At 66.8% G+C, this 17934-nt stretch carries 26 protein-coding genes; 25 read left to right on the plus strand and 1 reads right to left on the minus strand.

The annotated features are described in order from the left end of the window. Nucleotide 1 precedes the first annotated feature (1 nt). The 6 genes from BUB57_RS02140 to BUB57_RS02165 all read left to right on the plus strand — a co-directional run bounded on the left by BUB57_RS02140 (nt 2) and on the right by BUB57_RS02165 (nt 3577). A complete protein-coding gene (locus BUB57_RS02140) occupies nt 2-883 on the plus strand; it encodes a head maturation protease, ClpP-related (protein ID WP_073061259.1) in 882 nt (293 codons plus the stop codon). Further along, nucleotides 873-2090 (plus strand): phage major capsid protein, encoded by a 1218-nt coding sequence (locus tag BUB57_RS02145; protein ID WP_084731911.1) that lies wholly within the window; start codon nt 873-875, stop codon nt 2088-2090. The genes BUB57_RS02140 and BUB57_RS02145 overlap by 11 nt, the downstream gene beginning before the upstream one ends. Nucleotides 2091-2162: 72 nt before the next feature. Next, on the plus strand, nt 2163-2507 hold the full coding sequence (locus BUB57_RS02150; RefSeq protein ID WP_073061265.1) for a DUF7302 family protein: 345 nt from the start codon (nt 2163-2165) through the stop codon (nt 2505-2507). Continuing rightward, entirely contained in the window at nt 2504-2863 is a 360-nt protein-coding gene (locus tag BUB57_RS02155) for a head-tail connector protein (RefSeq protein WP_073061268.1), read from the plus strand. Before BUB57_RS02150 ends, BUB57_RS02155 begins: the two co-directional genes overlap by 4 nt. Further along, nucleotides 2850-3185, plus strand: coding sequence for a phage head closure protein (locus BUB57_RS02160; protein WP_073061271.1), 336 nt, complete (start codon nt 2850-2852; stop codon nt 3183-3185). The genes BUB57_RS02155 and BUB57_RS02160 overlap by 14 nt, the downstream gene beginning before the upstream one ends. 2 nt (nt 3186-3187) lie before the next feature. Further along, the gene (locus BUB57_RS02165) at nt 3188-3577 is read left to right on the plus strand and encodes a DUF3168 domain-containing protein (RefSeq protein WP_073061275.1); all 390 of its coding nucleotides are present in this window, start codon (nt 3188-3190) and stop codon (nt 3575-3577) included. Here BUB57_RS02165 and BUB57_RS02170 read toward each other — a convergent pair. Continuing rightward, complete coding sequence (locus tag BUB57_RS02170) at nt 3574-3855, minus strand: hypothetical protein (RefSeq protein ID WP_073061278.1); 282 nt, start codon at nt 3853-3855, stop codon at nt 3574-3576. The genes BUB57_RS02165 and BUB57_RS02170 overlap by 4 nt on opposite strands. A gap of 29 nt (nt 3856-3884) precedes the next feature. Between BUB57_RS02170 and BUB57_RS02175 the strand changes: the two genes are divergently transcribed. The 19 genes from BUB57_RS02175 (at nt 3885) to BUB57_RS16425 (ending at nt 17886) form a co-directional block, all read left to right on the plus strand. Then, nucleotides 3885-4343 (plus strand): HK97-gp10 family putative phage morphogenesis protein, encoded by a 459-nt coding sequence (locus tag BUB57_RS02175; RefSeq protein ID WP_073061281.1) that lies wholly within the window; start codon nt 3885-3887, stop codon nt 4341-4343. After that, complete coding sequence (locus BUB57_RS16415) at nt 4336-4539, plus strand: hypothetical protein (protein WP_143159572.1); 204 nt, start codon at nt 4336-4338, stop codon at nt 4537-4539. The genes BUB57_RS02175 and BUB57_RS16415 overlap by 8 nt, the downstream gene beginning before the upstream one ends. After that, nucleotides 4526-4990, plus strand: a complete 465-nt coding sequence (locus tag BUB57_RS02180) for a phage tail tube protein (protein ID WP_084731912.1) — start codon at nt 4526-4528, stop codon at nt 4988-4990. The genes BUB57_RS16415 and BUB57_RS02180 overlap by 14 nt, the downstream gene beginning before the upstream one ends. Beyond that, entirely contained in the window at nt 4990-5424 is a 435-nt protein-coding gene (locus BUB57_RS02185; RefSeq protein WP_073061288.1) for a gene transfer agent family protein, read from the plus strand. The genes BUB57_RS02180 and BUB57_RS02185 overlap by 1 nt, the downstream gene beginning before the upstream one ends. Next, nucleotides 5421-5552, plus strand: coding sequence for a hypothetical protein (locus BUB57_RS17230; RefSeq protein ID WP_268801852.1), 132 nt, complete (start codon nt 5421-5423; stop codon nt 5550-5552). Before BUB57_RS02185 ends, BUB57_RS17230 begins: the two co-directional genes overlap by 4 nt. Beyond that, entirely contained in the window at nt 5545-7992 is a 2448-nt protein-coding gene (locus BUB57_RS16675; protein ID WP_073061291.1) for a coiled-coil domain-containing protein, read from the plus strand. Before BUB57_RS17230 ends, BUB57_RS16675 begins: the two co-directional genes overlap by 8 nt. A 104-nt stretch (nt 7993-8096) precedes the next feature. Then, complete coding sequence (locus tag BUB57_RS02195; RefSeq protein WP_143159573.1) at nt 8097-8399, plus strand: hypothetical protein; 303 nt, start codon at nt 8097-8099, stop codon at nt 8397-8399. Beyond that, the gene (locus tag BUB57_RS02200) at nt 8399-8920 is read left to right on the plus strand and encodes a DUF1833 family protein (RefSeq protein WP_073061297.1); all 522 of its coding nucleotides are present in this window, start codon (nt 8399-8401) and stop codon (nt 8918-8920) included. Before BUB57_RS02195 ends, BUB57_RS02200 begins: the two co-directional genes overlap by 1 nt. Continuing rightward, entirely contained in the window at nt 8899-9339 is a 441-nt protein-coding gene (locus BUB57_RS02205) for a C40 family peptidase (protein ID WP_073061300.1), read from the plus strand. The genes BUB57_RS02200 and BUB57_RS02205 overlap by 22 nt, the downstream gene beginning before the upstream one ends. Then, a complete protein-coding gene (locus BUB57_RS02210) occupies nt 9317-11965 on the plus strand; it encodes a phage tail protein (RefSeq protein ID WP_143159574.1) in 2649 nt (882 codons plus the stop codon). The genes BUB57_RS02205 and BUB57_RS02210 overlap by 23 nt, the downstream gene beginning before the upstream one ends. Then, nucleotides 11958-13007, plus strand: a complete 1050-nt coding sequence (locus BUB57_RS16855) for a hypothetical protein (protein ID WP_200796394.1) — start codon at nt 11958-11960, stop codon at nt 13005-13007. The genes BUB57_RS02210 and BUB57_RS16855 overlap by 8 nt, the downstream gene beginning before the upstream one ends. Beyond that, nucleotides 13004-13462: a hypothetical protein gene (locus BUB57_RS02220; RefSeq protein WP_073061308.1), complete on the plus strand. Its 459-nt coding sequence runs from the start codon at nt 13004-13006 to the stop codon at nt 13460-13462. Before BUB57_RS16855 ends, BUB57_RS02220 begins: the two co-directional genes overlap by 4 nt. 64 nt (nt 13463-13526) lie before the next feature. Continuing rightward, nucleotides 13527-13892 (plus strand): hypothetical protein, encoded by a 366-nt coding sequence (locus tag BUB57_RS02225; protein WP_073061311.1) that lies wholly within the window; start codon nt 13527-13529, stop codon nt 13890-13892. A gap of 4 nt (nt 13893-13896) precedes the next feature. Then, nucleotides 13897-15183 carry a hypothetical protein gene (locus tag BUB57_RS02230; RefSeq protein WP_143159575.1) on the plus strand — a complete coding sequence of 429 codons (1287 nt, stop codon included), beginning with the start codon at nt 13897-13899 and terminating at the stop codon, nt 15181-15183. Between the two features lies 1 nt (nt 15184). Next, nucleotides 15185-15484 carry a hypothetical protein gene (locus tag BUB57_RS02235; protein WP_073061318.1) on the plus strand — a complete coding sequence of 100 codons (300 nt, stop codon included), beginning with the start codon at nt 15185-15187 and terminating at the stop codon, nt 15482-15484. Then, on the plus strand, nt 15484-15774 hold the full coding sequence (locus tag BUB57_RS02240; protein ID WP_073061322.1) for a hypothetical protein: 291 nt from the start codon (nt 15484-15486) through the stop codon (nt 15772-15774). The genes BUB57_RS02235 and BUB57_RS02240 overlap by 1 nt, the downstream gene beginning before the upstream one ends. A 68-nt stretch (nt 15775-15842) precedes the next feature. Further along, nucleotides 15843-16379 carry a lysozyme gene (locus BUB57_RS02245; protein ID WP_073061326.1) on the plus strand — a complete coding sequence of 179 codons (537 nt, stop codon included), beginning with the start codon at nt 15843-15845 and terminating at the stop codon, nt 16377-16379. Between the two features lie 5 nt (nt 16380-16384). Next, complete coding sequence (locus BUB57_RS02250) at nt 16385-16795, plus strand: hypothetical protein (protein WP_143159576.1); 411 nt, start codon at nt 16385-16387, stop codon at nt 16793-16795. A gap of 329 nt (nt 16796-17124) precedes the next feature. Next, on the plus strand, nt 17125-17886 hold the full coding sequence (locus BUB57_RS16425; protein WP_143159577.1) for a hypothetical protein: 762 nt from the start codon (nt 17125-17127) through the stop codon (nt 17884-17886). Nucleotides 17887-17934: the final 48 nt, after the last annotated feature.

Consider the following 17934-nt stretch of genomic DNA (forward strand, 5'->3'; position numbering starts at 1 on the left):
CATGGCCAAGAACCACATGCCGGTCGCGCATTTCGGTGTGCGGCCCGACGACGTACGCGCCGACTGCGCGCCGCCCAAGGCCATCGACCGCTGGCACCCCGAGCTGCGCGCCCGCGCGGAGGCCTCGTCCGATGACGCTCCGCTGGTGATCGACGTGATGGACGTGATCGGCGACACCTGGGACGGCTATGGCATTACCGCGCGCAAGGTCGGGGCGCTACTGCGCAATTCCGGCGAGCGCGAGGTGGTGGTCAACATCAACAGCCCCGGCGGCGATGTCTTCGAGGGGCTGGCGATCTACAACCTGCTGCGGGGTCACGCCGGCGACGTGACGGTGCGGATCGTCGGGCTGGCGGCCTCGGCGGCCTCGGTCATCGCTATGGGCGGCGACAGGATCGAGATCGCCCGGGCCGGGTTCTTGATGATCCACAACACCTGGGTGTTCGCGGTCGGGGACCGTCACGATCTGACGACCGTCGCAGGCCAGCTTGGCGCTTTTGACGAGGTCCTGGCCGATCTCTACGCGGTGCGCACAGGGATCGACGCCGCCGAGATCGGGCAGATGATGGACCGCGAGACCTGGGTTTCCGGACGCGCCGCGGTGGAGCGGAAATTTGCTGACCAGCTGCTAACCGCCGATCAGGTCGAGGCAGACCCGCAGGCGCGGGCCGAAGCGCCGCGCCTGAAGAACCTGGCGAAGGTGGATGCTGCACTGGCTCGGGGCGGGATGGCCCGCAGCGAGCGCCGCAGCCTGATCAAGGATCTGACCAGCACGCCGAGCGCTGCTGATGACGGCATGCCGAGCGCTGCCAAGAGCATGGCCGCCCTGATGGGGTCGGTCGAAACCACACTGGCCAAGATGGAGACTGGACATGGCCTTTGACATGGAAATGGCGCTTGGCGACCTGAAGGACAACTTCGAGAAGGTCACCGCCAAGCTGAACGAGGGCGTGCAGAACGTCCTGGCCGAGAACAAGCGTCTCGGCGGGCTGACCGACGAGACCAAGGCCGCGGTGGACAAGGCGCTGGCCGAGCAGGGCGAGCTGAAGACCCGCATCGACGAGATGCAGGCCTCGGCGCGCGAGCTCGAGCAGCGGTTTGCCAGCGGCCGCCGGGGCGGCGCGGGTGGCGCAAAGTCCCTGGGCCAGCTGGTGGTCGATGAGGCGACCGAGGCGATCCAGGCGCTTGCGAAATCCGGCGTCAACGGCAACCACAGCCTGGGCGTGTTCAATGCGATCACGTCCGCGCCGGGGTCGGGGGGCGCGCTGCTGCCCGAGCGCCGCGAATCCGAGATCGTCGCCGAGCCCGACAAGAAGCTGGTGATCAAGGATCTGATCACCGTCGGCGAAACCGGCCAGCCGCTGATCAAGTATTTCCGCGAGGTTTCGCGGTCGGGCGCTGCTGGCATCGTGCCGGATGACGGCGTGACCGTGAAGCCGCTGATCGACAAGGTCTGGGATGCTGTCGAGGCCTCGGTCAAGACGATCGCGGGCCGGATGGAAATCCACAAGCACATGCTGGATGACATCCCGGCGCTGCGCAGCGACATCGACACCACCCTGACCTACGAAGTCAACAAGGTCGAAAATGCGCAGATCCTCGCCGGTGACGGCACCGGCGAGAATTTCTCGGGGCTGATCACGAACGCCACGGCCTATGCGCAGACCGCGCGTGAGCCCGCGGGCGCCACCATCCTGGACCGGATGCGGCTGGCCATGCTGCAGGTTACCGCAGCGGGCTATGTCGTCGATGCGCATGTCCTCAATATCTGGGACTGGGCCGCGGCTGAAATGCTGAAGGATACCACCGGTCGGTATATCTTCGGCAACCCGTTCATGGAGACCCCGACCCCCCGTTTGTGGGGCCGCAGGGTGGTCGACACCGAGGACATGCCGGAAGGGGATTTCCTGACCGGGGCCTTCAAGCTGGCGGCGACCTATTACGAGCGGCAGGGCATCGAGATCCTGCTGTCGTCGGAAAACCGCGACAACTTCGACAAGAACATGTTGACGGTCCGCGGTGAAAAACGCGGCGTCGTCGCGGTCAAGCGGCCCCTGGCGCTGTGCTACTACACTGCGCCTGGCGGCTGATCCTGATCCTGCCCCCAGCACTGGCGCGGCCGTCGCGCCAGTGCATCCCCATCGCTCAGAAGGATTCCGGATATGGCAAAGCTCAAATCGCTTCGTGGCGCTGTCGGCACCTATGGCCGCGTCACCGCGGGCGGCATCGTGGACGTCGACGAGACCATGGCCGAAAAACTGGTCAAGACCGGCAGGTTCGTCCGCGCCTCGGAGGCCGACATCGAGGCCGCACAGGCAGCGCAGCAGGCGACACTGGCGACGGCGATCCCCGGGCTGGGCGCCGGTTTTGTGCCGCTGCCTGGTGGCGCCGCGGGTGGCGCGGACCCCGAGCGTATCGCCATGGCCGAGCTTGAGGCCAAGGCCCAGGCGGAAGCGGAGGCCAAGGGAAAGGCTGCCGCTGCCAAGTCGGAGAAGGCCGCGAAATGATCGTCCCGCCGGAGGAGTTGCGCCAGCATCTTCACATTGACGGCGACGACGAGGATGCAGTGATCAGATCCATCAGCCTGGCAGCCGAGGGGCAGGTGCGCGACTGGATCGGCCGGCCGCTCTACGCCAGCGAGGACCATCTGCCCTCGCCCGGCGCGGAAGACTACCATCCCTCGCAGATCGTCGCGGACGAGCGGATCAAGGTCGCCATCAAGATGCTGGCGGACCGGATGTTCGCCGCCCGCGGAGGCGAGGGCGGCGGCGCCGAGGATGCGGTGCCGCCCACGACGGTCCGCGCGTTGCTCGCCGGGCACCGCGTTTTCTTCTGGGAGGCGACCCGCGATGCAGACGGGTAACCTGGACAGCCGTGCGACGTTTTCGCGGCGCGAGCACGTCGAAACCGACATGGGCGGCACGCTGGACCAATGGGTTACCCAGTTCGTGGTTTGGGCTGCCGTCAAGCATTTGCGGGGCGGCGAGGCCGTCATGCAGGCCCGGCTGGCCAGCCGCAACCCGGTGATATTGACGATCCGCAATAGCACGCAGGCGCGCCGCATCACCAGCGAGTGGCAGGTCGAACTGCGCGACCGCACCGGCATCCGCAAGGTGTACGAGCTGCGCGAGGATCCCCGCCCGATCGAGCGGGGCGCCTACCTCGAAATGCTGGTGGAGGGCTGATCGTGGGCACCAGCAGCGATCTGCAGCGGCTCATCGTCGCCCGGCTCAAGGCCGAGGTGCCGGCGGTGGATGGCCGGGTCTATGACAACCCGGCCGAGGATGCGGTGATGCCGTATATCAGCATCGGGCCGTCCTACTGGAGCGACGACAGCGCAGAGTGCATCCGCGCGCGGCGCGAAACGGTCCAGGTGGATGTCTGGGCCAGCAACCGGCCCGACAAGCGGGTGGCGAAGGATGTGAGCGATGCCGTCGCCGCCGCCCTCGACGACTGGGCGGATCAGGACGCACTGACCATGCATCCGCTCCGCGTAGCGCTGGTGCGGGTTATGGACGATCCGCAGCCGGGCGTGGTGCATGGGGTGGTGCAGGTCGAGGCGGTCGTAGAAACCTAGTCCGGCAGCCCGTGGTTCAGAAACACCTCGTAGCACAGAGGATTGGCGATCGTCGCATCCGCATCGCGGCGATAGAGGTTGCTGCAAGCAGTCGTGAGGCGGCTCTGAACCTCCTCCTCCTGCTGCCGGAAGGGCTCACCCTTTTCCAAGATCTTGTGCATTAGCGCCTCAGACCGAGCAATAGACTCCAGCATCCGGTCACGCTCCTCGGCGGTCTCTTGTGCTGACACAGGCCATGCCAGCAGCACGAGACCGAAAAGGAAAAGGCGAAGCTCCATTTCAATATCTTCCGTTTCCGGTGGCAGCGATGGCTCAATTATCCCCACGTCTGCGCGCGCGTCTAGCCCAGGTGCCCGATATTGCCCGAGAAGCTGCAGCCCGGGCCATGGAGGAAGTCGCGCAGGAAATCGTGGACGAAATGAAGCGCCTCGCGCCGGTGCTGCGGACGCCAGACAAGCGCCGGTCTGCAGGAGCGCTGCGAGACAGCATCGGATGGACATGGGGTGACGTGCCAGCCGGCAGCTTTGTCATCGACGAAATTCGCAGCGGCAAGAACAAGGGCGACCAGTACGCTACCCTGCGGATCAGGATTTACGCAGGTAGCAAGGATGCTTTCTACGCCCGGTTTGTCGAGTTCGGCACCAAGACCGGCGGACCCGCGCAGCCGTTCTTTTTCCCCGTTTGGAAGGCCAGGCGCGCCGAGTTCCGGCGCCGGGTCCGGGAGAGCGTTCGGCGCGCCATCAGAGAGGCATGGGACAATGGCTAAGGCGACATTCCATCGGCGCTTCGATGCGACCGATACGAAACGGGGCATCTCGGTCCGCATCGAGCCCACCGACGGACCCCAGACCTTCCCGGCGTGGATCATTGATCGCGCCGTCCAGGCTGGCGCGGCGACGCGCGAGCAAACAAAGCCGGCGCGTCGCGCAAAATCCAGTGAGGTAAAAGATGGCACTGCCTGAACGTCATTACCGTGGCGATATCGTCGTCATGGTCGATTGGTCCGCGACCGGCGGGGTCGGCGCGACCTGGACCAATTTCTGCGGCGCGACCAGCGTGTCACTGAACGTGGACAACGAGGTCCAGGAAGAAACGGTCGGCGATTGTGACGACTGGACCCTGCCGCCCCAAAAGGTGGCAGAGTACGGCGCCCAGTCGTGGTCGATCAGGATCAACGCAACACTGGCGGCCGCCAACCGTGACAAGATTCTGCGGGCTGCCAAGGATCAGGTGGTCCTGCCCATCCGGGTGCACATCGTTGGGGCGCAGACGGGTGAGGTCGAATATATCGACGGACCGCTGATCCTGCCGTCGCTGTCGATCGACAACATCGGCAACGTCGATCGCGCCGCGGTGACGCTGACGCTGAACGGCCGCTTCAAGGAAGCGCCCGAGTTCACGGACGCCACCTGATGAACGCGGATCTGATCGTGTGGCCCGGCGGAGAGCATCCTTTCCGCCTGGCGCTCGCGCAGCTCGAAGGGCTGCAGAAGGCAACCGACTGTGGCCCCGAATTGCTGCTGATGAAGCTTCGCTCCGGTCAGTGGCTTGCCACCGAGCTGTTCGAGGTTCTTCGCTGGGGGCTGATCGGCGGCGGCATGGATGCGGGCGCGGCGAAGAAGGCCGTCGGAGATTCCTTTGATCGGCACCCGATGATCGCGTTCAAGGTGCCGGCAATGTCGGTGCTGATGTCCGGGCTTTTCGGGCCGGCAGATGACCCCGTGGGAAAGCCCTCGCTGGCGGGCGAGACAACGCCGAGCGCCGAGAGCGAGGACGCTGGCGGTTCAGCACCTTCTACGGAATCGGAGCCGCGGCAGGGTTCTCGCCGCAAGAGATCGGCGAGATGAGCCTGTGGCATTTCATGGCTGCCATCGAGGGCCATGGACGGGCGCACTGGGGGCTCAAGGATCCGGTGGAGCCAATGAGCATCGAAAAGCTTCGCGAGCTGGGCATCGAAGGGTTTACAGATGGCTGAACCGGATCTGATCATCGAGGCCGGGTTCTCAGACGCGAAGCTGGCGGCTGAAACCCAGAAAGTACTCCAGAAGTACAAGCAGATGGGAGAAGCCGCCGAAAAGGCGTTCCGCGATGCGTCCGGTTCGGTTGCGGACAACCAGGCCCTGCGCGCCCATCTGCGCGAGCTGGACCGCCTGCAACGCGCCTATGATCCTGTCTACACCGCCGCGCAGAAGTACGAAGCAGCGGTCAAGCGGCTCGACCGTGCCCTTGAGCTTGGAGCGATCGATCAGGCGAAATACACCGCCGAGGTCAAACGCGCGCAGGTCGAGCTTGGCCGGGTTTCGGGGGCGGTGCAGCAGGCGGCAACCGGCAGCCGCATCGCCGGCCACCAGTTCCAGAATGTGGGTTATCAGGTCCAGGACTTCGCGGTCCAGGTCGCCAGCGGGACCGATGCCAGCCGTGCTTTCGCCCAGCAATTTCCGCAGCTGGCCAGTGCGTTCGGGGTTTGGGGTGTTGCTGTGGGCACGGTTGCCGCCGTGCTGGTGCCGCTGGCAGCGTCCCTGCTTGGCACATCGGCAAAGGCCAGGACGCTCGAAGAGGAGCTGAGCGACCTGGAAAAGACCACGGCAGCTGCGGCGAGTGCTGCCGAGGCCGCTGCCGTGCCGGTCGAGCAACTCAGCGCCAAATATGGCGATCTGGCCGACGAGGTACACCGTGCCGCACAGGCGATGGCGATCATCACCAGCGCCAGTGCCGAACAGGCTGCATTCGACGCGGCTCGCCGCTTGGGCGGTGATTTCCGGGACCGGCTGAGCCTGCCGAACATGGGTGCATATCTCGACCCGGCCGGCAACGTGATGCCCGGATATGAGAGCGCGCGGGAAAAGCTCGTCGAGCAGGCAATCCAGCGTCTCGGGGAAACGGCCGGCGCCACCGCGGAGCAAGCGGAACGGCTCGCGGTAGCCATTGGCAATATTGGTCGCAGTGGAAACATTGCAGACGTATTGGCCGACGGAGAGGCGCTGCTTTCGATCCTCGCGGAAATCGAGCCGACCACCAAGGCGCAACAGGCTGCCATCGAAAGCATGGCATCTGAAATCGCCGCCGTCATTGAGGCCTCCAAGTCTTTGGTGGCCGATGGTCTCTCCGAGCAGGAAAAGGCGGTTGCTCGACTGTACGATACCTACGACCGCGCGATGCGTCAGCAAAAGCAGCTCGTACAGGACCTGGCCGACGCCGAGGCGGCCCGTGCGGATGCGTTGAGGGCGGGGAACGCCGAGCAGGTCGCCGACATGGACCGCATAATTGCGGCGATCCAGGATGCGCTTGCCGACACGGACGGCTGGGCCGCAGCTATGGCCGCGGTGCGCGCGGAAATCGCCTCGATCGCATCGGTGCTGTCCAGCATCGGGGGCGGCATGGTCGCGCGAGCGGGCTATGCGGCCGGCGAAGCGATCCTCGATGCCGGCGGCACCGCTGCGGCCGCGGAACTGGCCAGGCGCCGGGAGGCTGAAAAGGCCGCGCTGCGCCAGCGGGCATCCACGGCCGACGGCTATATGCCGTCCTGGGCGCAGGATCTGGAGATCCAGGAGTTGGAACAGCAGTGGGCCGAGGAAGACGCATATCTGGCTCGACTGGAGGCAGCGCGAAAAACCGAGCGGGAGGCCGCGAAGCGTTCGGCCGGCGGTGGCCGCAAATCCAGCGGCGGCGGTCGTGGTAGCCGCACCGAACCCGGCCTGTTCGAAAGCATCGAGCGCGAAAAACTGAACCTCGAGCGCGAGATTACCCTGATCGGCAAGTCCGCGGCCGAAGTCGCCAAGGCGCGCGCCGAATGGGCAATGCTCGACGAGGCCAAGAAGCGCGGCATCGCGGTCAGCGATGAGTTGCGGGGCAAGATCGAGGCGGAGGCGCAGAAGCTGGGCGAGCTGACCCAGCAGCAGCAGCACCTGCAGGCGGTGTCGGACAGCGTGCGATCGTCGCTACAGAACGCGTTCCAAGGTGTATTTGACGATCCGAAAGAGGCGCTCAAGGACCTCGCCAAGCAGCTGGCCATGCTGGCGTTGCAGATGCAGCTGGTGCGGTCCTTCCCAGGGACGTTCGGCAGCGGCGGGATCATTCCGCTCCTGCCTGGGCGGGCCAGTGGCGGCACGGTAATGGCTGGGCAGCCCTACATGGTGGGCGAGCGTGGGCCGGAGCCATTTGTCCCGGCTGTTAGCGGCCGCATCCTGAGCGTGCCGCAGGCACAAGCGGCCCTAAGAGGGGGCGGTGGTGGAACCAGCATCCAGATTATCGACCAGCGCAGCGCCAGTGCCCCGCCGGTGGAGACCGAGACCACGCGCGGTCCCGACGGACGCGAGATCGTGCGGATGATCGTGGCCGACGACCTGGCCCGCGGTCGCTACGACAAGACGATGGGCGGCCGATACGGCGCCAAGCCGCAAAGGCGCATCCGGTGACCACAATCATCCCTTGGCCCTCCGGCGTGCCGTCCTGCGTCAGGCAAATGTCGCCGCAGGGCGGTCTGCGTGACAATCGGCTGTCATTCGAGACGGACGATGCCGTGACGCCCGTCGAGCGCCCGCGCACCAGCTGGGCGCCCGAGTTGTATCAGGTCACCATGGTGCCAATGGACCGGGCGATGTTCCAGGCGTTCCAGTCGTGGTTCCGCGGCCCGCTGGCCTATGGCACGCTGCCGTTTGTCATGGATCACCCGATCACGCGCGAGCCGACCGTGTGGCGCATCGTCAAGGGCGATCCACCGTATCAGGTCAGCAAGGTGCTGGCGATGCGCAGCGCGGACGTGCGCGGGATCTCGGTATCGTTTGGCATCCAGTCGATGCCGCTACCCGTGCCGGTGCCCTGATGCCGCGCCACATCACCCCGGCCGACGCTCTGGACTTGCAATCCGAGGCCAGCCCGCACGCGCTGCTGGCCTTTGTCACCATCCGGCACCCAAACCTGACGGAGCCGATCCGGGCGGTGGCGGACCCGTTTGATTATCTGGTGACTGAGGACGGGCAGACGCATCTCTATCGCGGCCTGCCCTTCGAGATCCGCCCGCCGACCGACAGCGACCGCGAGCCGGTGACGCAGATGCGGGTGCCCAACGTCACGCCGCTGATCGGCGAGGCGATCCGCGAATCCTCAGTGCGGGCGCAGGTGTCGCTGGCGGTGCGCTCAACGGCGGATTTCGACCTGTCGCAGTCGCCGCGGGTCGAACTGGCGGTGCGGGCGCCGATCTACAGCTTTGCGCATTTCGAGCTGACCGATGTCGAGGCCGACATGCTGGAGTTGTCCGGCACGCTGTCGCTGCGGGATTATGCGCAGGAGCCCTGGCCCTCGACGCGTGCGACGGAGGGGCGATGCCCGGCGCTGTTCCGGTGACCGCGCCATGGTGGGGCCGGTATGTCGGCCTGCCCTATGTGGACGGCGGACGGGGCCTGCACGCTGTAGACTGTTGGGGCTTGTGCACCCTCATCTACCGCGAGCGGCTGGGGATCGAGCTGCCCAGCTACGGCGAGATATCGGCCGCGGACCTGCTGCGCATCGCGCGCGCCATCGCCTCGGGGTCCGGCATCGAGGACGGCTGGGCGCCGGTCGATGAGCCGCAGCCCTATGACGTGGTGATGATGCGGTCAGGCCGGGGCAGCCGCGCCACGGTGCATGTCGGGATCATGGTCACCACACAGCTGATGCTGCACGCCGAGGCGGGCATGGGCAGCGGCGTGGTGCCGGTCAGTCATTACAGCGTCGCGGGACGCATCCTGGGGTATCGTCGCCATGCTTCTTGCCGTCTATCGTGAGCCATTCTCGTTTCAGCCGGTTGTCCGCAGGCTTCCGGCTGGCGAGACGCTGGCCGCGATGCGCGCGCGGATGCCGGGCCTGCCCGAGGATTTCGACCAGCGGGGGGTGATCTGCATCGACGGCCATCCGGTGCCCCGGGCGCTGTGGCACGCGGTGCGACCCAAGGGCGCTGTGACCGAGATCACGTTTCATGCGGCCCCCATGGGCGGCGGGGGCGGCAAGAAAAATCCGCTGGCCACCATTGCGGCCATCGCGCTGACGGTGGTCACCGGTAATATCGCCAGCGGCAAGCTGCTGGGGGGACTGACCGGCGCCGCTGCTGCCGGGCAGGCAACCGTCGCATCCGTTGCGCTGGCCGCGGGCGTATCGCTGGTCGGGTCTCTGGCGCTGTCGTCACTGGTCAAGCCGCCGACGTGGATGGGCGGCAACGATGATCCGCGCCGGCAGGACCGGGGCGCGGCCTCGGCCTCTGGCAACGTGCTGGAGCCCAACGCCGCCATCCCGCGGGTGATCGGCACCCGCAAGGTCTATCCGCCGATGGCGATGGAGCCGCTGACCTATTTCCAGGGCCCGGACGAGATCGTCGAGGCCGCCTATGTGCTGGCCGGGCCGCACCAGCTCGAGGATATCCGCATCGGCCCCGCGCCGGTGGCGTCCATGGCAGACGTCGAGGTCGAAACCCGCGAGGGCTGGCTGGGCGAGGCCCCGGTCTATCTGCTGTCCCGACAGGGCCGCACCGAGGCGATCAACTCCGAGCTGCGCGCTCACGTGGTGGGTGACGACAACCGCACCATCGAGAGCCCTGCGGGCGACATCCTGACCGCGCTGCCGCAGCCGCAAGTGTTCGCCACGCGCGAGGCGCCGGACGAACACCAGCTGCAAATCTCGTTTCCGCAGGGTTTGCAGCTGGCCACCGGCGAAAGCGGCGTGGCGATCCGGGTGCCGCTGCGCATCCGCGCCCGCCGCGTCGGGGATGTTGGCTGGCGCAACCTGCCCGAGCTGCATTTCCAGCAGCGCCAGCTGGGCCAGATCCGGGCGACGATCCGATTTGCCTGGACCGACGATCCCTCGGGGGCGCCTGCGGCTGCATCGGGGTCGGGGTGGGTCGAGGCGCGGCGGTTTGCACCCGGCCAGACCGCGCTGCCTGCGGCGGAGGATTGGGCCGCGGACCCGTATTTCGGAACGTCCGGGCCGGATTACCTCGATGCTGGCAACACCGGCACCACCGGGGTGCAGCATGTCCAGATGGACCGCTGGACCGCCACCCTGCTGCTGGACCGCGCCGAGTGGCCGCCCGGGCGCTATGAGTTCGAGATCGTCCGCGGCGCGGCGTTCAAAACTTCGGATTACAACGCCGGCAGCTATCAGTATGGCGGCAGCGTCTGGGATTTCTTCGGCCGCCGCGGCACGCCGGGCCAGATCGTGATGAGCCGCGACAACGTGGTGGACTCGCTCTATCTGCTGCGCTCGGTGTCGATCTGGGACGAGCACCCGCTGCCCTCGCGCGACCTGGCGGTGATCGCCATCCGCGCCCGCAACCGCGCCGCAGACCGACTGTCGGTGCTGGCCTCGGGCTGGGTGCGGGATTGGGACGGCACCGGCTGGCGCGACTGGACCACCACCAGCAACCCGGCCCCGCATCTGGTCGACGTCTGGACCGGGATGCTCAACGTCGATCCGGTGCCGGACGGGTTGATCTGGCACGACCGGCTGCTGGAGTGGCGGGCGCATTGCGCGGCCGAGGGCTATACCGTCGATGCGATCATCGAGGATCGCTCGGTCGATGACGTGGCGCGGCTGGTCGCGTCCTGCGGCTATGCCGAGCCCTACATGAGCGACCAGTGGGGCGTGGTCTATGATCGGGACACCTCTGCCGAGGCGCCGGTGCAGGTGTTCACGGGCCGCAACAGTCAGGGCTTTGGCTGGTCCAAGGGGTTCGCGCGGATGCCGGACGGGCTGCGGGTCAATTTTGCCGAGCAGGTCCGGGACTATGAGCCGCGCCAGATCAGCGTGTTTCGCCCTGGCCTGTCCAATGACAACGGCCGGGTCGAGCAGGTCGATTACCCGGGGCTGGTCGATTACGACGCGGTGCACCGGCGCGCGCTCTATGACCAGGCGCAGGCGATCTACCGCTCGACCTTTTACAACCTGACGGCCCCGGCCGAATACCTGCTGAGCCGCCGGGGCGATCTGGTCGGGATCCAGCATCAGGCGCTGTCGGAATGGGCCGGGTCCGCCCGGGTCGCGGCGGTGCAGCTGGACGGCAACGGCGACACCGTCGCGATCCTGCCCGACACGCCGCTGACCATCAGCCAGCGCCCCTACATGGACCAGGTGCCCAACCTCGCGGCCGAGGATCGGCTGGACCTGCTGGGGCTGCGCATGGGGCTGGCAATCCGTGCCGGCGGCAATGTGGCCATCCACGACGCCACGCAGGACGGCGACTGGATCGACCTGGACCCGCCAGCCCCGGGCGACATCACCGGCGCGCTGGTCGTCGTCGGGGCATCGGGCCACGTCTACCGGCGGGTGCGGATCATGGACATCGAGCCGGGCGACGATCTGACCGCCCGCATCACCGCGGTGGATGAGGCCCCGCAGATTTGGAGCATGTTGCATGGCTGACAGGTCAACATTTAACGGCGCGTCCACCAATGTGCCGTGGCAGGACACCGCCGAGACCCCCGAGGGCTTTGGCAACCAGTATGCCCGGCACATCACGACGCTGTATGACGCGTCGGCGCTGCCGCTGTCGTCTGTCGGCGGGACGGGCGACAACGTGACCGCGACTGTCGATCCCAGCCTCCCCCCGGGTGGGCTGCGCGACGGCATGAAATTCGGGATCACCTGGGCAGCGGCGAACAGCGGACCGATGACGCTCAAGGTCGGGTCGGCTGCGGCGGTGCCGGTGCTGAGCGCGGACGGGGCTGTTGCCGATCCGGGCTTGGCAGTCTTCGGCGGTCGGGCGCTGCTGGAATATGTCGGCGGGGCGTTTCGCGTGTTGTCGGGCGGGGCTGGCTCGGGCGGTTCGGCGCGGTATTACTGGCAGTTTACCGCATCGGGGACGTGGACCAAACCTGCGGGGCTGCCTGACAACGCCAATGTCACCGTCGAGATGTGGGGTGGCGGCGGTGGCGGTGGCGGTGGCGGCAGCGGCGGTGGTGGCGGATACGTGCGCTGCCATTTTCGGGCGACCGATCTACCGTCCAACGTCCCGATCACAATCGGGGCAGGCGGGGCGAGCGGTAACCCTGGCGGAGTAGGCGGGCAGACAACTTTTGGGAGTCTCGGCCGCGCGTTTGGCGGCGGCGGCTCTGGCCCTTCCACCTCTCGCGGCGGTGGCGGTGGGGGCGAATTGGCCTCTGGCACCTCCGGCGGCGCTAGCGGCGGCGACGGCGGCGCTATTGGAGGCGGTAACGGCACCGGGAATGAAGGGGGCTATGCCTTAACGATCTATGGCGGTGGCGGTGGCGGTGGCGGCAGCGGCGGTGGTGGCGGGAAAGCGGTATATGGTGGCGGAGGAGGCGCTGCGGGGGCTGGAAATGCAGCAGGCACCAGTCTTTTTGGAGGCGACGGCGGAACCAGCGGTCAACCCGGAACAGCGCCGGGCGGTGGGGGTGGAAGAAGCGGCGCGGGTGCCCGCGGCGAGGTGAGGATCTGGATATGAGACTGGCGCAGATCGACGGCGGCATCGTCGTCAACGTGATCGAGGCGGACCCGGCGGCAGTGCCGGACTGGGCTGCCGACTGGCCCGAGGCGGCCGAGGCCGGGCCGGGCTGGCTGTGGGACGGCGAAGGATTTGCACCGCCGCCCGAACCTGACCCGCCGGAGCCGAACCGCACCGCCATGGCCCTGACCTTTGCGCAGTTGATGATCGGGCTGGTGACCGAGGGCTGGATCACCGAGGCCGAGGGCGACGCATGGCTGGACGGCACGCTGCCCGCTCCGGTGCTGGCGCTGATCGCGACCCTGCCCGAAGCCGAGCAATTCCCGGCCCGCGCCCGCGCAAAACGCCTGATTGAGGCGCAGCGCCTCGACCCGCTGGTCATCGGGCTGGCGCTGGCCGAGGGTAAGACCGACGCCGAGCTGGACGCGTTCTTCCTGACCTACGCGCAGAGCTGATCCTTCCGACACATCATTATCCCGCCCGGCCACCGCGCCGGGTTTTGCCACATGGAGACCCATCATGGCCGTGATCTACACCAGCGCGCTGCGCACCACCCGCATGACCGCCACCCGTGACGCCTGCGCGGGCGGCGCGCTACAGCTGCTCGATTCCGGCGGCAACGTGCTGTCCAGCCATACCCTGTCCCCGACCGGCGGCACCGTGGCCGATGGCGACTGGACGCTGGCCTTTGCCAATGCGACCGCCGCCGCATCCGGCACCGGCACCGCGACGGCCGCGCGCATCCGCAACAGCAGCGATGCCGACGTGGCGACCGGGTTGACCGTGGGGCTGACCGACAGCGGCGCCGATGTCGAGCTGCAAAACACCAGCATCAACGCCGGTCAGGACATCATCATCTCCAGCGCCACCCTGACGGACGGCTGATCCGATGCCGCCGCCGATCACATCCGGGTTGCTGTGGTCCACGGATGTCGCGATTGAGTTCGCAACGTCCGGCCCCGCCGTGCCCGCCATTCCGGTGGCTCGGGCGGCGGGGCCGCTGTATGTGATCATCTCTTATTCGCAGGCGGTGACCCCCAGCGAGGACGAGCCGACGATATTCTATGTCGGCAGCCCATCCGACAACCTCTATACCGCCAGCCACTTCCACGCGTTCCGAAACTGGGGGACCGGAATCGGCATTGCCACGACCCCCGGGCGCGGAATGATGGTCGAACTGCCAGCGCCACCGTCCGATTTCGTCGGCGAGTTCTGGGCGGCCAGCGCCGGCTCGAACATGGTCAGCTATCTGACGCCCGGCTGGTATATGGACCCGATCCCAGATCACAACCCGGTCGCCACGTCGCATCTGTTTATCGGCTACAAGCCCCAGGACGCCAATCCGGCCTGGCGCGGCGCCGGCACGATCCGCCGGATGGCGATCTACGATCGCATCCCCTCAGCCGCCGAGCGGGCGCAACTGGTCGAATGGGTGCAATCGCAGGGCGCGCCGCTGATCACCGCGACGTTGGCCGCGTCGGACGCCCCCGACACCGCGCGCATCATCGCCTCGGTCCGCTGGCCGACGATTACCGCCACCGTGGCAGCGGCAGATGCACCGGACAGCGCGGCGATCCGTGCAACCGTCGGATGGCCGGCCATCATGGCCTGCCTTGCTGCCGCGGATGCGCCCGATACCGCTGCCGTGTCGATTGCCGTGCCGATCCGCGCCGCGCTGGCGGCCACCGACCCGCCCGACACCGCGGCAATCCGCGCCGGCACCGGCTGGCCTGCGATCAGTGCCCGGCTTGCCGCGCGGGACGCCCCCGACCGGGCGGCGGTGGTGGTGGCGGTGGCGATCCGGGGTGCGCTGGCGGCTGCCGATGCGCCGGACCTCGCCCGGATCATTGCCGGCACCGGCTGGCCCGCGATCATGGCGCGCGTGGCTGCATCGGATGCACCCGACCGCGCCGCGATCCGTGCCGCGGTGCCGATCAGCGCCCGGCTTGCCGCGGGTGACGCCCCGGACAGCGCGCGTCTGTCGGTCGCCGTCCGCATCGGCGCCGTGCTCGACGCGGCGGACGCGCCCGACATGGCCCGCATCATCATGCGGCTGTGGTCGCAGTCCTCGCGCTACGCCTATCCTGGCGATCCGCAGGGCGGTGTCGTCGGCCCCTCGGCGCGCGGCGGCGTGCTGACACCATCCATCCGATCCGGCACTATCACGAGGCCCTGACATGGCGACATTTTACATCAAGCGGGGCGATACAGCCCCAGCCCTGCGCTATGCGCTGCTGCCCGAGACCGTCGACCTGTCCGGCGCCAGCGTGGCCTTTGTCATGGATGGCCTCGGCCGCCAGCCCGCGCACGTGATCGAGGCAAGACCGGCGGTGGTGCAATACGACTGGCAGCCGGGCGACACTGATCGCAGCGGGCTGCACCGCGCGGAATTCGAGGTGACCTATTCGGACGGCGCGATCGAGACCTGGCCGAACGCCGGATACCTGCTGGTGCAGATCAGCGAGGACCTGGGCTGATGAATAACGACCTGCAGCCCATCGAATTCTGGCTCGCGGTCGCGGCGGCGCTAATCGTCAAGGTCAAGACGACAGCTCGCTTTGGCCCCCTGCGCGTCGCAACGACTGTCGCCGTGGCCATCGCCGCCGCCTGGACGATGACGGACTGGACCGCGCAGACCCTGGGCGTCCCGGTGCCCGTCGCCGCTGCCATCGTCACGCTGACCGCCGAGGGCGTGATGCGCTGGCTGTTGCTGGCGGTGGACGATCCCAAGCAGGCCATCGATCTCTGGAAATACTGGCGCCGCTGAGCCCCCGTCTAACATCCGTCTAACATTCGCCCCGCCTCGCGCGGGGCTTTTTTCATGGGAAAATCAGCATGATAAACCCCTTCGCGACCCTCTGGGAGCGGATCAAATCCCTGTTCGCGACGCCGCAGAAGGCGGCAGCAACCACCGGCACGGCGGCGGTCCTGGCCGCGGCTGCAGCCTTCGTCGGACCCTGGGAGGGCGAGCGCACCGAGGCGTATCTGGACCGCATCGCCAGCCCGCCGGTGTGGACGGTGTGCTATGGCGAAACGCGCGGCGTCAAACCCGGGGACCGCTATACCAGCCAGCAGTGCCAGCAGATGCTGATCGCGGCGCTGGCCGACTATCACGCCCCTCTGGCGCGCTGCATCCCCGCCCTGCCCGACCAGCCGCAAGGCGTGCAGGTCGCGCTGACCAGCTGGACCTACAACGTCGGCCCCACCGCCGCCTGCAGCTCGACGCTGGCCAGGCTGGCCAACGCCGGCGACTGGCGCGGCGCCTGCAACCAGTTGCCGCGGTGGGACAAGGCCGGCGGCAAGGTGGTGCGCGGCCTGACCAACCGGCGCGCCGCCGAGCAGAAACTGTGCCTCGAATCCCTGAAAGGTTGATCGACATGCTGTCCGCTATCCAACACATCATCCAGCCGATCATCGTGGACCTGCTGACCTATGGCGTGGTGGCGCTGATGGGCGTCATCGCCTCCGGCCTGCCCGGCTTCCTGCGCCGCCGCGTCGAGGCGGTGGACCGGCAGGCGGTCTATCATGCCGTCGATACCGTGGCGACGCTGCTGTTTGCCGCTGTCCGCCGCAACCCTGCGGCCGCCGTCACCGATGCAGCTATCTCGGCCGCAGCGCGCGGGGTGTTGGACAAGATGCCCGGGGTGGTCCGACGCTTGGCACCGACGCAGGCCGCCATCGAGGACATGATCCGCGCCCGACTGCAGGAGCGGCTGGACGCGGCACTGGGGCGGGATCGTCTGGCCGAGGAGCTGCGGCGGCTGGGGCTGGAGGCGGTGACGTCGTAACGCCTGCAGATCACGTTACCACTGCCGCCAGTTCAGCCCCATTGTCATACTAGCGCAGCGCAAGCATTGCAACCCCTGAAATACATCCCGGCTAAAATAATTCGCGCCCCGACGGAAATCCCGCACAGTAGCCAGTCGCACCCGCAGCCCCGCCGCGGCGCTGCTGACCGACAGCGGCCCACGGGCGCAGCGCGCCGGGCTGCTTGTGCTGGACCAGATGCGGGCGGGGTGCGGACAGGTAGATTAGTGGTTGGCGCCTCGGCGGGCCGCAACTAGATGCAGTCTCGACCCCGCTGGGGTCGAGCTGTGTAAACCGAAACGAGCATCAGATGCAACTTCAGCAGGTTCTGACCAAGATTTCTCTTATGGCTGAGCAAGAGATGATCCCGCGGGGGATATCTGCTGAAGGCCGAATTTTTTCGCTGGGGCTTATCGAAAACAATGAAGCCACTCATGGCCGCGTTCTCGATATCGTTCAAGGGTTAAAAGATCACGTTGGACAGCCTTTTGATTTGCACCCATGGGCTTTCACATTCGAACTATCAACACTCGAACAGGATGGGCAAGTTGTTCCATTACGCTTCCTGGGAATAGTCGAACCTCATTCAGCTCGCCAGATTGCCTGTAGTGAGTTCCTACTGATCGGTTCTCGAATGCGTAGACTATCCAAAGTCTACTACGAGCACGGCCCGGATGGCACAAATGTTTATATCCCCGGCATGACACCTGACCAAATCCGCGACCATACTCAATCATACCCGATAGCCATCGCAATGCTAAACACCCGCGGCTGCAACATCGATCTAAAGCGCGCGCCCTCAATTCTTAACGAAAAACGCAAGCGCGCCCACAAGCCAATGATTCCGCAGCACTATGATGTTAATGCTCAAGAGTATCTTGCTGCATTAAAATACAGTACTGAAAGTGCGGCCAATGGTGGGCATCATGCCAGCCCGCTCCCGCATATCAGGCGAGCACATGAGCGCATCATGTCGGATGGAAGGCGCATTTGGGTTCGTAGCTCTTTGGTCAACGTCAGGTCAGAGGGCGACATCGCCTTTGTTGAACGGCGCAGGGGCTATAAGAAATGATATCGCCAGCTCGCCGAGCAGGCAGTAGCCAGAAGCTGCGCCCGTCCG

The sequence above is a fragment of the Paracoccus solventivorans genome (assembly GCF_900142875.1).
Taxonomy (GTDB): domain Bacteria; phylum Pseudomonadota; class Alphaproteobacteria; order Rhodobacterales; family Rhodobacteraceae; genus Paracoccus; species Paracoccus solventivorans.